The 11,975-nt window shown below is 70.9% G+C and carries 13 protein-coding genes; 7 read left to right on the top strand and 6 right to left on the bottom strand.

What is annotated here, in order from left to right; genetic code table 11:
* Window position 1: 1 nt before the first annotated feature.
* Complete coding sequence (locus IF06_RS0100065) at window positions 2-829, top strand: NAD(P)H-binding protein (RefSeq protein ID WP_030268078.1); 828 nt, start codon at window positions 2-4, stop codon at window positions 827-829.
* 68 nt (window positions 830-897) lie between these two features.
* On the opposite strand, the gene IF06_RS0100060 is transcribed toward IF06_RS0100065, so the two are convergent.
* Both IF06_RS0100060 and IF06_RS0100055 read right to left on the bottom strand, forming a co-directional pair.
* Entirely contained in the window at window positions 898-1,773 is an 876-nt protein-coding gene (locus IF06_RS0100060) for a class I SAM-dependent methyltransferase (RefSeq protein ID WP_036310121.1), read from the bottom strand.
* Window positions 1,770-2,204, bottom strand: a complete 435-nt coding sequence (locus IF06_RS0100055; protein WP_013287146.1) for an ester cyclase — start codon at window positions 2,202-2,204, stop codon at window positions 1,770-1,772. Before IF06_RS0100055 ends, IF06_RS0100060 begins: the two co-directional genes overlap by 4 nt.
* A 155-nt stretch (window positions 2,205-2,359) precedes the next feature.
* Here IF06_RS0100055 and IF06_RS0100050 point away from each other — a divergent pair, with 155 nt between their 5' ends.
* Window positions 2,360-3,127, top strand: a complete 768-nt coding sequence (locus tag IF06_RS0100050; protein WP_052166114.1) for an SDR family NAD(P)-dependent oxidoreductase — start codon at window positions 2,360-2,362, stop codon at window positions 3,125-3,127.
* Here the strand turns inward: IF06_RS0100050 and IF06_RS0100045 are convergent.
* Genes IF06_RS0100045 through IF06_RS0100035 form a run of 3 tightly spaced genes read right to left on the bottom strand, consistent with a single transcriptional unit; the run spans window position 3,120 to window position 5,949 of the window.
* Entirely contained in the window at window positions 3,120-4,406 is a 1,287-nt protein-coding gene (locus tag IF06_RS0100045; protein ID WP_030268070.1) for an activator-dependent family glycosyltransferase, read from the bottom strand. The genes IF06_RS0100050 and IF06_RS0100045 overlap by 8 nt on opposite strands.
* A gap of 56 nt (window positions 4,407-4,462) precedes the next feature.
* On the bottom strand, window positions 4,463-5,329 hold the full coding sequence (locus IF06_RS0100040; RefSeq protein ID WP_013287149.1) for an SDR family oxidoreductase: 867 nt from the start codon (window positions 5,327-5,329) through the stop codon (window positions 4,463-4,465).
* 41 nt (window positions 5,330-5,370) lie between these two features.
* Window positions 5,371-5,949: a TetR/AcrR family transcriptional regulator gene (locus IF06_RS0100035; RefSeq protein ID WP_013287150.1), complete on the bottom strand. Its 579-nt coding sequence runs from the start codon at window positions 5,947-5,949 to the stop codon at window positions 5,371-5,373.
* 207 nt (window positions 5,950-6,156) lie between these two features.
* Here IF06_RS0100035 and IF06_RS0100030 point away from each other — a divergent pair, with 207 nt between their 5' ends.
* Genes IF06_RS0100030 through IF06_RS0100010 form a run of 5 tightly spaced genes read left to right on the top strand, consistent with a single transcriptional unit; the run spans window position 6,157 to window position 11,568 of the window.
* Entirely contained in the window at window positions 6,157-7,419 is a 1,263-nt protein-coding gene (locus tag IF06_RS0100030) for an activator-dependent family glycosyltransferase (protein WP_030268066.1), read from the top strand.
* Window positions 7,420-7,464: 45 nt separating this feature from the next.
* Window positions 7,465-8,085, top strand: a complete 621-nt coding sequence (locus tag IF06_RS0100025; protein ID WP_186461512.1) for a dTDP-4-dehydrorhamnose 3,5-epimerase family protein — start codon at window positions 7,465-7,467, stop codon at window positions 8,083-8,085.
* A complete protein-coding gene (locus IF06_RS0100020; protein WP_030268063.1) occupies window positions 8,082-9,008 on the top strand; it encodes an NAD-dependent epimerase/dehydratase family protein in 927 nt (308 codons plus the stop codon). The genes IF06_RS0100025 and IF06_RS0100020 overlap by 4 nt, the downstream gene beginning before the upstream one ends.
* 34 nt (window positions 9,009-9,042) lie before the next feature.
* Window positions 9,043-10,287 carry a P450-derived glycosyltransferase activator gene (locus tag IF06_RS0100015; RefSeq protein ID WP_030268062.1) on the top strand — a complete coding sequence of 415 codons (1,245 nt, stop codon included), beginning with the start codon at window positions 9,043-9,045 and terminating at the stop codon, window positions 10,285-10,287.
* Window positions 10,288-10,305: 18 nt separating this feature from the next.
* Window positions 10,306-11,568, top strand: a complete 1,263-nt coding sequence (locus IF06_RS0100010) for an activator-dependent family glycosyltransferase (RefSeq protein WP_030268061.1) — start codon at window positions 10,306-10,308, stop codon at window positions 11,566-11,568.
* Here IF06_RS0100010 and IF06_RS0100005 read toward each other — a convergent pair.
* The coding region (locus tag IF06_RS0100005; RefSeq protein ID WP_030268060.1) for a nucleotide disphospho-sugar-binding domain-containing protein at window positions 11,549-11,975 on the bottom strand (427 nt) is incomplete at its 5' end. The two genes, IF06_RS0100010 and IF06_RS0100005, sit on opposite strands and share 20 nt — an antisense overlap.

The raw sequence follows: 11,975 nt of genomic DNA, 5'->3' as shown, positions 1-11,975 counted from the left end.
GATGAGGATTCTGATCACCGGTGCGACCGGCAACGTGGGCCGGCACCTCATCGCGCATCTCCTCGCCCTACGCGTCGAGGTACGCGCGCTGACCCGCCAGGAACCAGCCGTCGCCGGGTTACCCGCGGGCGTCGAGATCGTCCGGGGCGACCTCGCGGCACCGGACACCCTCGGTCCCGCCTTCGACGGCGTCGACCGGATGTTCCTCTTCCCGGTCGCGGAAACCGCCGGGGCGGTGGCCGAGCGCGCCCGCGCCGCCGGGATCCGCCGCGCCGTCGTGCTCTCCTCGGACGCGGTCACCGACGGCACCGACACCGTCTACCACCTGCCGGTGGAGCGCGCGATTGAGAAGTCCGGCCTCGAGTGGACCCACGTGCGGCCCGGCGAGTTCGCGCTCAACAAGCTGGACACCTGGGGTCGCTCGATCCGCGAGAAGGGCGTGGTGCGTGCGGCCTACCCGGCGGCGCGCGGCGTACCAGTGCACGAGGCCGACATCGCGGCCGTCGCGGCGGCGGCGCTCACGAGCAACGACCACGTGGGCGCCGCGTACCGCGTGACCGGCCCGCAGCAGCTGACGCCGGGTGAGCAGGTGGCCGCGATCGCGACCGGCATCGGCCGTCCGCTCACGTTCATCGAGGTGAGCCCGGCGGAGGCACGCGCGGACCTGATCGGCCTCGGCTTCCCGGAGCAGATCGCCGACTACCTCCTCGCCTTCGAGGAGCGGTGGGTCGAACATCCACCGCAGGTCTCTCCCGATGCCGAACGGGTGATCGGCCGCCCGACCCGCACGCTCGCCGAATGGGCCGCCGACCACGTCGCGGACTTCTGACCGGACTCCCGAGAGAAGACCGGGTCGCTGTGTTCGTCGGTCACCTGACCGACGAACACAGCGACCCGTTATCGCACCGGAGGCGTCTGCGCGGTGACGAACCGGACCGGGGTGTCGATGACGAGCGGTCCCGCGCCGTCGCGCATCTCATCGAGGGCCTTGATGAGCCGGGCCCGCAGCGCGGCGGCGTCGTCGGCGGTCAGGTGGTCCCACATCAGCCGCATGCCGTGCGTGTGTGACCAGTCGACCCAAACCTCTCCGGTGGCCGCGACGAGCGGTACCGCCTCGTCATGCACGTCGACATCGACGAATCCCGCCGCCTCCATTGTCGCGCGCAGGTCGGCCGGGCCCTCCAGCCAGCTGTTGAAGCGCCGCTGCAGCGCCTCCGGCCGCCATTGCTCGGGCAGGCTGCGCAACAGATCGTTCGGAATCAGCTCGGTGAAGACCGGCGGGAGGAAGGGAAAGGTGCCGGTGCGGAACTGCGGGCTGGTGAAGCCAATCCGGCCGCCCGGCACCAACACCTGCGCGTAGCGGCGCAACGCGCTGCGCACGTCGGGCAGGAAGATGAGGCTGTAACTGCCGATCACGACGTCGAACGAGGCCGCCGGGAAGTCGACCCGTTCGCCGTCCATGACGCGTGCCTCGACGTTGCCGACGCCGCGCCGGGCGGCTTCGGCACGGGCTGTTTCGACCATGCCCGGCGCGATGTCGATGCCGACGACGCGGCCGGCCGGACCGACCCGGGCCGCAGCCGGGAACAGGCAGGCGCCGGAGCCGCAGCCGACGTCGAGGACCCGGTGGCCGGGTGCGGGCGCGACACGCTCGACCAGCCGTCGCCCCATCGGTCCGAAGAACTCGACCCCGAGCCGGTCGTAGGTCCCGGCGACCCGGTCGAAAGCAGCGGCCACCTCGGTCTTGTAGTCCGAGGCCTTGAGCGTCGTCACGGCCGCCACCCGCCGTTCTCCGGCCACGGGTCACCGAGCTGGCGCAGGGTGCCCTGGAAGTCGGGCCAGTCGCGGTGGTCGCGGATCTTGCCGTCGACGATCCGGAAGAGGTGGATCTGCTCGCCGGCGAAGCGCCGGCCGGTCGGCGGGATCCCGACGAGGTTGCCGACGTGACGGCCGTACAGCACAAGGTGGGCGCGGACCCATTCGCCGTTCTCGGTAACGTTGATCTCCTCGAGGTGCGCCTCCTCGGAGAACGTCCGGCGTACCCAGGCGACGACCATCGCGAAGGCCTTCGGACCCTGCGAGATGCCGTGTTCGAGCGTCGCCGGGTTGAGGTACTCGTCGTGGATGTACTCGTCGACGTCGTCGGTCTTGCCGGTGTTGAACGCGTTGATCACGCGCCGTACGGCGTCGGTCTGACTGCTCATGCGGTGCTCCTACCGATGGTCGGGGCGGTTGCCCGACCCTGGCAGCAGCCGATCGTCACCGGTTCGAACCCGGCTCGAACGGCGCTCGCCCACACGTACCCGACGGTCCGGTCTCCAGACAGACCCGCTCGAGGTGCGGAGCGCAGAATCCGGCCATGGGTAATGGGAACAGGTCCGCGCTGAGGCGCAGCATCGTCATCACCGGCGGCGGCACCGGCATCGGCCGCGCCGTGGCCCGCGGGTTCGCCGAGCAGGGCGATGACGTCCTGATCGTCGGCCGTACTGCGGCGAGCCTGAGGGACACCGCCGAGGGTTACCCGGGCATCCGGACGTCTGTCGCCGACATCACCGCTCCCGGCGCACCGCAGGCCGTCGTCGACGCGGCTCAGCAGGCGTACGGGCGGATCGACGTCCTGGTCAATAACGCCGCCACGTCGGTCGCGAAGCTCCTCGCCGACACCACGGAGGAGGAGATCCAGTCGCAGTTCGCGACGAATGTCATGGCACCGATCCACCTGACGCGGTGTGCTCTCGAACCCCTCGCGGCCAGCCGGGGCGTGGTGGTCAACATCAGCACGGCGGGCGCGCTCGGCCAGCGGACGTGGCCCGCCAACGGGGCGTACGGCGCGAGTAAGGTGGCGCTGGACTTTCTGACCCGCACCTGGGCCGTCGAGATGGCTCCGCGCGGGATCCGGGTCGTGGGGATCGCGCCCGGCGTCGCCGATACGGGTATCGGGGTCCGCAGCGGCATGACCGAGGAGCAGTACGCCGACTTCCTCAAGTGGATGGCCGACCGTGCGCCGGCGGGACGGGTCGGCACGCCGGAGGAGATCGCCACTTGGGTGCGCAAGCTCGTCGAGCCGGACGCCGGTTACCTGACCGGCGTAGTGATCCCGATCGACGGAGGCCTGTCCCTCACCTGACGCCGTGACGTGCCGTCAGCCGTTCGAGGACTGGTACCACCTCGCGGGGGGCCGGCATGCCGAGGGCCTCGCGCCGCAGCCGCGCCGCCCGGTCGCGAAGCCGTCTGTCAGTCAGGGCCCGCTCCACCAGCGCGGAGGTCGCGGGCACCTCCCGCACGCGCAGACCCGCGCCAAGCTGCTCGAGGCGGCTCGCCTTCAACCCGGTGTCCCACAGCATGTCCGGCACCAGCACCTGCGGCACCCCGTGCACGAGCGCGGTCTGGAACGAACCGGCTCCGCCGTGGCTCACCACGGCGGAGCAGAGCGGCAGCAGCGCGTCCAGCGGCGCGAAGTCCACCACCCGTACGCGCTCGGTGTCGACGCCGTCGCGCTGACCGCCCGACAATGTCGCCACCACCTCGACGCCCAGGTCGGCGATCCCGTCCAGCAACCGGGCGACGGGTACGCGGTCCGCGCCCCATATCTCCCGGTGTGAGATTCCCATCGTGACGCATACCCGGGGCACCTCCGGATCGAGTTCGGCCAGCCACGCCGGAACGACCGAGGGCCCGTTGTACGGCACGTATCGCATACCGATGCGGGGCGATGCGGTGCCCAGGCTCAACGAGGACACCACCGGATCCACGGTCCACTGCCCGACCACCACCTCCTCGCTGAACGTGCGGCCGTGCCTGCGCAGCACGCCGTCGAGCCACTCGCGCAGCGGATCGTCGCATGCGGACGCGGGGCGTCGTGCGGCCGCGCGCAGGAACGCGCCGCGGGCGTGGCCGAGGATGTCCAGTCCGAACAGCACCCGCGCATGGGCGGCGCCGCACGCCGCCGCCGCCACCGGGCCGGCAAACGACATCGTGTCCCACAGCACCAGATCGGGCTTCCACCTGCGGGCGAACTCCACCAGGCCGTCGACCATGCCGTCGGTGTAGTACCGAAAGACCATCGGCGTGTACGCCGCGAAGACGCCGAGAAGGTAGTCGTAGGTGAGCGTCGTCGGGTCGGTCTCGGCGAGGTCGAGCAGCTCCGGCCAGTCCGCCCAACCGAAGGTCCCGCCGCCGTCTTGCGCGGCCCCACTCTCGACGTCCCCGCCGGTGTCCTGTTCACCGACGCTCGGGATCGGCTCGCCGACCCCTGCGAACGGCAGGCCGGCGCTGACGACGTGCTCCTCCCCCTCGGGGTGGGTCGCGACGCACACGTCGTGGCCGGCCGCACGTAGCGCCCACGCGATCGGCACGAGGCTGTAGATATGGGACCGGACCGCGAAGGTCGTCAGGAGTACCCGCATACCGCGAAGCTAGGAGCCGGCCGTGGTGGCCGGCTCGAAGCGCGCTGGGCAGCCCGTCAGCGAAAGTCGTCGGCGTGGTCCTGAGCCCACTGCGCGAACGTGCGCCCGGGCCGGTTGGTCACACTCTCGGCCGTGGGGTGCTCCTCCACCGTGTCCTTGTCGTACTGGTGCTCGGCCTCCGGCGTCGTCTCCTCGTTGGAGTACGTGACGAGACCTAGCAGGAACGGTGCGTTCGCTGCTGCCCAGCCACCGAGCGCCTGGTAGTACGCCAAGGCCTCCTGCGCGGTGACGTCCTTGAAGGACAGTTCCCGTCCGACCGCCGCGGCGATCGCCTCCAGCTGCTCGGCGTGGGTGAGCGGCTGCGGCCCGACGATGGTGTAGGCCTTACCTGTGTGCCCGTCTTCGAGTAGCGCGAGAGCAGCGATGTCGGCGACGTCACGCTCGTGCGTCGGCACGCCGACGGCGTCCGGATGCGGGTCGTACACTGCGTTCTCGGCACGGATCGACGGCGCCCACATGTGCAGAGTGTTGGTCGCGAACTCGCCGGGCCGGACATGGGTCCACTCCAGGCCGGACTCCTCGACTGCCCGCTCGACCGGCAGGTGGAAGTCGGTGTCGTAACCCGTGGTCACCGCCCCCGACGACAGCACGACGATGCGCCGCACGCCGGCCTTCACGGCGCGGGCGACTACCTCACGCGCGGTCTCCGGTGCCGGGAAGAGGTACATCCGCTCGACGCCTTCAAGCGCCTCGCTCAACGAGTCCGGCCGGCTCAGGTCGCCGCGGACCAGGTCCACGCCGGCCGGCACCTCTGCTCTGGCCGGGTCGCGGGTCAGCGCGCGGACGTCGACGCCGGCGGACACCAACTGCGGCAGGACGTTGCGGCCAACGTAACCCGTCGCACCGGTCACAAGGATCCTCATCGTTGCTCCCATTGGCTTGTAGGGGTGGTGTCCGGTCGCGTTCACGCGTCGCGGACGACACCACGCTCGAGCGTGCGGATGACCGTCGAGGTGACCTCGTGCCGCGACATCATGCCCTGGCCGGACATTTCGCAGCCGGTATAGACCAGCGACCACAGGACGTGCTGGATCCACCGCGCATCAACGGCGTGATCGAAGACCCCCTCCTGCTGACCTCGCTCGATCAGCAGGATGACCGGCTGCACGATCGGCGGCTTCTCGGGCTTACGATTGGCGAACTCCTCCGCCAGCCGTGGGTCGCCGAACAGGAACAGCAGACGGTCGCCGAGCTCCACCATGGCCGCCACCAGGCGGCGCATGGCGTCGAGCGGCTTGCCTTGCTCGACGTGCGCGTCGACGACGGCTTGCTCGATCGCCGTGTAGCAGTCGGCGACCACCGAGTTGATCAGCTCGTCGCGGTCGGGGAAGTAGCGGTGCAGTGTGCTACGACCCACGTCGGCCGCCACCGCGACGTCGGCCAGGGTGGCCGAACGATTGTGCGCGAAGACCGACGCCGCAGCGTTGAGAATCGCGCGCCGGGTTCGGTTGCGCGTTCCGGACTCCGGCACCTCCGTGACCATTGACCCAGCCTAGCAGGATAGTGGCCCAGAGCGGAACATGAGTGCAACTAATTTGGAGATCGTACTCCACGATTGGCACATCCTGATCCCACTTCTCCGGCTCGAAAGCGGAGACGGGGTCATCGAGTCCGACTCGAGCGGATCGCAAGCGCCCGGTGCGAATCTCTGGGCCTGAGGCAGCCGCCGTCCGCATTCGAGGAGACCTTCATGCGGGTCCTGTTCACGACGTTCGCTGCCCCCTCGCACCTGCAGATCCAGGTGCCGATCGCGTGGGCGCTGCGCGCAGCCGGGCACGACGTCCGGATCGCGGGCCAGCCGGATCTCGCCGACGCCGTCGCGCGGACCGGCCATCTGTTCGTGCCCGTCGGCGAGCCGCTCGCCCTGTCCGAACAGATCGACCGGCCCGACGACGGCTCCGTCGACTTCACGGCACTGGCCGACCTGAGCTGCCGGCGGTCCGACCGGCGCACGCGCGAATACCTGCGCACCGCCCTGGCGATATCCACCGACGTCTACCGAGCACTGAACCCGGAGCCGATGATCGCACAGCTCGTCGACCTCGTCTTCGACTGGAGGCCCGACCTCGTCGTCTGGGACACGATGACGTTCGGCGGCGCCGTCGCCGCGATGGCCGGCGGCGCCGCGCACGCGCGGCTGCTGTTCGGACTCGACCTGATCGCCCGCGCACGGATGGAGTACCGGCGTCACGACGCACCCGACGACCCGTTCCGCGACTGGCTCGGCAGCGCGCTCGACAAGTACGGCGTCGCGTTCGCCGAGGAAGCCGTGGTCGGGCAGTGGACCATCGATCCCGTGCCACCCTCGGTCGGGCTCGCCACCGACCAGCTTCGCGTGCCGGTCCGGTACGTGCCCTACAACGGCGCGGCCACGGCGACGGAGATGACGTGCGCCCCGGCGCACCGGCCACGCGTGTGCCTGACGCTCGGTCAGAGCGGACGCGACGTGCTCGGCCGCGACCGCGCCGCGAGCGCCGAACTGCTCGCCGCCGCGGCCGAGATCGACGCCGAGATCGTCGCTACGCTCGACGCGCGGCAACTCGCCGGCCTCGGCCCGGTGCCGTCGAACGTCCGGGTCGTCGATTTCATGGCCCTTGACGTGCTGCTGCCAACCTGCTCGGCGATCATCAACCACGGCGGCTCCGGCTCGATGCAGACCGCGCTGCTGCACGGCGTACCGCAGGTCGTCGTGCCCGACCTGATGTGGGACACCGAATACAAGGCCGAGCTGATCGAACGTGCGGGTGCCGGGGTGTGGATCCGGGACCCGGACTTCCCCGCGCCGGCCCTGGCCGCGGCCGTCCGCCGTGTCTTGATCGATCCGTCGTACCGCGAGGCGGCGGCGCGGCTGCGACGCGAGGTGCTCGGCGCCCCGACACCGGCCGACATCGTTCCCGCCCTCGAACTGCTCACCGAGCAGCATCGTCGGCCGGTCACCGCCGGTCCGAACTGATCGTCCATCGCCCAACCGATTCGGGAGCACCGAATGTCATCCACCATGCAGGCCCGCGCACTGAAGGTCGAAGGCGCCGTCGAATTCACCCCACGGGTCTTCCCCGACGACCGCGGGATCTTCGTCTCACCCTTCCAGGAGACCGCCTTCGTCGAGGCGCTCGGCCACCCACTCTTTCCGGTGGCCCAGACCAACCACAGCCGCTCACGCAAGGGCGTGGTCCGGGGCGCGCACTTCACCCTCACCCCGCCCGGAATCGCCAAGTACGTGTACTGCGCGCGGGGCAAGACGATCGATTTCGTCGTGGACATCCGAGTCGGTTCCCCGACCTTCGGGCAGTTCGATCAGGTCCTGCTCGACCAAGAGGCGTTCCGGGCGGTCTACCTGCCGGTTGGCGTGGCCCACGCCTTCGCCGCGCTCGAGGACGACACCGTCGTGTCGTACATGCTCTCCGACGGCTACGTCGAGGCGCACGAGAAGGCGGTCAACGTGCTGGACCCGGCGCTGAACCTGCCGCTGCCGACCGGCGTCGAGCGGGTGCTCTCCGATCGGGACAGGTCCGCGCCCACGATCGAGGAGGCCCGCAGACTGGGCCTGCTACCGGACTACGCACAGTGCCAGAAGCTGGAGAGCGACCTGTTCGCCGCGCCCCGGGGCCGCGAGTGAGCACCGCGGTCGCGGTACTCGGGGCCACCGGTGGCGTCGGGCAGCACGTGTGCTCGGCGTTCCGTGCCTCCGGTGACCACGTGCTCGGCATCGCCCGGCGCACATCCGCGGCGGGCTCCGCCCTCCGCCTCGACCTCGCCGAGGCTGCGCCGGCGCAGCTCGCCGCAGCGTTGACCGCACACCGCACCGAGATCGTGGTGAACGCGACGGGGGGCTGGGTCCTCAGCGCCGAAGCGATGCACCTCGCCCACGTCCAGATCGTCGAACGGCTGGTCGCCGCCAGCACACTCATGCCCGATCCGCCGCGCATCGTCCACATCGGCACCATCCACGAGTACGGCCCGGTGCCGGCCGGGACACTGATCGACGAGAGCCGCACGCCGGAGCCGCAGACCGGATACGCCCGGACGAAGCTGGCCGGTTCACAGGCGCTTCTGAACGCGACCGCCGCCGGCACCGCACGGGGCGTGGTCCTGCGCGCGGTCAACGTGTGCGGGCCGGGCACGACTTCCGCCAGCTTCCTCGGCGCGGTCCTCGACCGGATCCGCGACGTCCGGCCGGGCGACCGCGTGCCGATGACGATTGCCGACGCGCGCCGCGACTACCTCGACGTGCGGGACCTCACCGACGCGGTCGTCCGGGCGGCCCGCGCGCCCGAGAGCACGGTGGGTCAGGTCATCAACGTCGGCCGCGGCGAGGCGGTCGCCATGCGGCAGCTCGTCGACTGGCTCCTGGCCGCGGCCGGACTGCCGCCCGACACGATCGACGAGCAGGGCGCCGCGGTGCAGAGCAAGGGCGGAGACTGGACCCGGGCGGACAACCGCCGGGCGGCGCGGCTGCTCGGCTGGCAGCCGCGGACCGCGCTCGACGCGTCGCTGCGCGACATGTGGCACGACGCGGCAAGGCGGTACAGCGAAGCTTGAGGGCACCACGAGCGCGCGTTCCTAGCTTGTCCGCATGACGGCGACCAGCACAGACGACGCCCTCGGCTCGACCCTCATGACACTGCGCGGCTTCCAGTGGGTGTACGGGGCCCGGCAGGACCCCTACGCCCTCCTGCTCCGGGCAGAGAGCGACGACCCCCACGAACTCGGCCGGCGCGTACGCGCGAACGGTGCGCTGACCTGGAGCAGTGCCGAGGCCTGGGTCACCGCGACGCACGCCTTGGCCGTCCGGCTCCTCCGCGACGAGCGGCTCGGGCTGCGCAAACCGCCGCCCACCGACAGCGCACCGTCGTGGGCCATGCCGACCCTCGACGACGTGCTGCCCCTCGACGACGTGGGCCTCCAACTCGACCGGACGGACTGCGAACGCTTCGGGCGAAGCGTCACGGCCGCACTCGCCGCACCACGCCTGAGAAAGGCACACACGGAGATCACCGTCCGGATCGACCGGCTGGCCGCCGGCCTCAACGGCACGTTCGACCTGACCTCGGACTACGCGGTGCCCGTCGCCACCATGGCCACCTCTGTCCTGCTCGGCGTGCCGGCAGCGCACCAGGAGGAGTTCGCGCGGCTGTGTGCGGGCGCCGCGACCGCCCTCGACGCCACGCTGTGCCCGCCGCGGTTGGACACCGCCCGGCTGCTGCTCGACTCGATCGCCGGGCTGCGGGAACTGCTCGTCTCGCTGCCGACCGGCGCCGGTGACGACCTGCTCGGCGAGCTGACGCGCACCGAGCCGGACAGCGTCCTGCCGGTGGCGCTGCTCCACTGTGCCGTCGGCGCCGACCTTACGGCGACGCTGATCGCCAACACCATGAGCGCGCTGCTCGCCGAGCCCGGGCGGTGGACAGCCGTGGCGACGGATCCGGGTCTCGCTGCCGCCGCGGTACGCGAAACCCTGCGCTTCGCGCCGCCCGTCCGGCTGCAACGCCTCGTCGCCCGCACCGACCTCGATCTGGACGGCACCGCGATCACGGCGGGCAGCGAGGTCGTGGTCCTGCTCGAAGCTGCCAATCGCGACCCCGCCGCGTTCGCCGACCCGGACCACTTCGATCCGGGACGCGAGCCGGCTGCCGAGATCCTCTGGGCGCACCCTGCGATGCCGGCCGGCGTCGTCGCCGAGACGGTACGCCGGCACGCCACCGTCGCCGTGTCCGCCCTCGCGGCACACCTGCCCACGTTGCGCGCCGCCGGCGAGGGCTACCGGCGGCTGCGGTCCCCCGTGACCGGCAGCCCGCTGTCGCGGCCCGTCGTTGCGTGAGCGAAAGGAGGCGCGGACATGCGAGTACTCATCACCTGCTTTGCCGTCGACAGCCACTTCAGCGGATGCGTGCCCCTCGCCTGGGCCCTGCGCACCGCCGGGCACCAGGTTCTCGTCGCCGGACAGCCGGCGCTCGTCGAGGCCGTCGTGCGTGCCGGACTCACCGCGGCGCCGGTCGGCGTCGACCACGCCCACGACCAGATGCTCGCCAAGGTCGGCGCTGACATCCTCGCACTGCACGACGACCGCGACTACCTGGAAAAGCGCCACGACAGGCTGGGCCTGGAGTTCCTCAGGGGCCACGAGACCGTGATGACTGCGCTGTTCTACTCCAAGGTGAACAGCGACTCGATGATCGACGACGTCGTAGACCTGGCCTACGGCTGGCAGCCGGACCTGGTGCTGTGGGAGCCGTTCACGTTCGCGGGTGCGGTCGCCGCCCGGGTCACCGGCGCGGCGCACGCCCGGCTGTTGACGATGCCGGACATGTTTCTCAGCACCCGTGAGCGACACCTGTCCATGCTCGACCGGCTACCGGCCGGGCGGCGCGACGACGTGCTCGCGTCCTGGCTCGACTCGACCCTTGCGCGCTACGGTCACGGCTTCGACGAGGAGATCGTCACCGGGCAGTGGTCCATCGACCCGATGCCCGAGGGCATTCGGATCGACACCCGGCAGCCGACCGTGCCGATACGCTACATCCCCTACAACGGCCAGGTGCCGTCGATCGTGCCGGACTGGTTGCGCGAGCCGCCCGGCAGGCCGCGTCTGTGCGTGACGCTCGGCATGACCGCCCGTACCAGCAACTGGTCGAACATGATCGCCATCGAGGACCTCTTCGAGGTCGTCGCGGAGCTCAACGTCGAGGTGGTCGCCACGCTCTCCGCCGAGGAGCAGGCCCTCGTGCCGGACGTGCCGGACAACGTCCGGCTGGTCGAACACGTGCCGCTCGACGTTCTGCTGCCGACGTGCGCCGCCGTCCTGCACCACGGGGGCCTGGGCACCTGGGCGACTGCTGCAGCGCTGGGCGTACCGCAGTTGTCGCTCGGATACATGTGGGACGCGGTCTACCGGGCCCAGCGCACCGAGGCGCTCGGTGCGGGACTGGCCCTGCACTCCTCCGACCTCACCCCGGCGAGGCTGCGCGGCCTCCTGGCCCGAATCCTCGACGAGGGCTCGTTTCGGCACCGGGCCGGACAGCTGCGCGAGGCCATGAGTGCGATGCCCTCGCCGAACGACGTGGTTCCAATGCTGGAGAAGCTCACCGCAGAGCGCGGGTGAGGCGCCGCAGCGCCGGCACCAGTTCGGCCGGTGCCGGCGCGGCGAGCATCTCGACCCGCAGCCGGGCGGCCGCGGCCGCGAACGACGACTCCTCGAGCACTCTCGACAGCAGTGCGCGCAGCTCCCGCGCCGTGCACTTCTCGGCGCTGCCGCACAGTGCCGCTCCCGCCTCCGCCACCCGCCACGACTTCAGGTGGTTGTCGAGCAACACCGCCGGCACGATGACCTGGGGTACGCCGTGGATGAGTGCGGTCTGGGAGGTGCCTGATCCGCCGTGGTGGATGATGGCGGCGCAGGTGGGCAGGAGCACGTCGAGGTTGACGAACTCGACGGTGCGTACGTTGTCCGGTATGGGGTGGCCGGGCGGGATCTGGCTGTTGCTCAGGGTGGCGACGACGTCGACGTCG

The organism is Micromonospora globosa, assembly GCF_000717585.1.
In the GTDB taxonomy this organism is placed as follows: domain Bacteria; phylum Actinomycetota; class Actinomycetes; order Mycobacteriales; family Micromonosporaceae; genus Micromonospora; species Micromonospora aurantiaca.
This window is presented reverse-complemented; position numbering and strand designations above follow the sequence as displayed.

Coding starts and splice junctions, on each gene's coding strand:
- IF06_RS0100045 (WP_030268070.1), bottom strand. CDS start 4,406: ATGCGGGTACTCCTGACGACCTTCGCGGTCCGGTCCCATATCTACAGC.
- IF06_RS0100050 (WP_052166114.1), top strand. CDS start 2,360: ATGGGTAATGGGAACAGGTCCGCGCTGAGGCGCAGCATCGTCATCACC.
- IF06_RS0100025 (WP_186461512.1), top strand. CDS start 7,465: ATGCAGGCCCGCGCACTGAAGGTCGAAGGCGCCGTCGAATTCACCCCA.
- IF06_RS0100055 (WP_013287146.1), bottom strand. CDS start 2,204: ATGAGCAGTCAGACCGACGCCGTACGGCGCGTGATCAACGCGTTCAAC.
- IF06_RS0100040 (WP_013287149.1), bottom strand. CDS start 5,329: ATGAGGATCCTTGTGACCGGTGCGACGGGTTACGTTGGCCGCAACGTC.
- IF06_RS0100010 (WP_030268061.1), top strand. CDS start 10,306: ATGCGAGTACTCATCACCTGCTTTGCCGTCGACAGCCACTTCAGCGGA.
- IF06_RS0100030 (WP_030268066.1), top strand. CDS start 6,157: ATGCGGGTCCTGTTCACGACGTTCGCTGCCCCCTCGCACCTGCAGATC.
- IF06_RS0100015 (WP_030268062.1), top strand. CDS start 9,043: ATGACGGCGACCAGCACAGACGACGCCCTCGGCTCGACCCTCATGACA.
- IF06_RS0100065 (WP_030268078.1), top strand. CDS start 2: ATGAGGATTCTGATCACCGGTGCGACCGGCAACGTGGGCCGGCACCTC.
- IF06_RS0100035 (WP_013287150.1), bottom strand. CDS start 5,949: ATGGTCACGGAGGTGCCGGAGTCCGGAACGCGCAACCGAACCCGGCGC.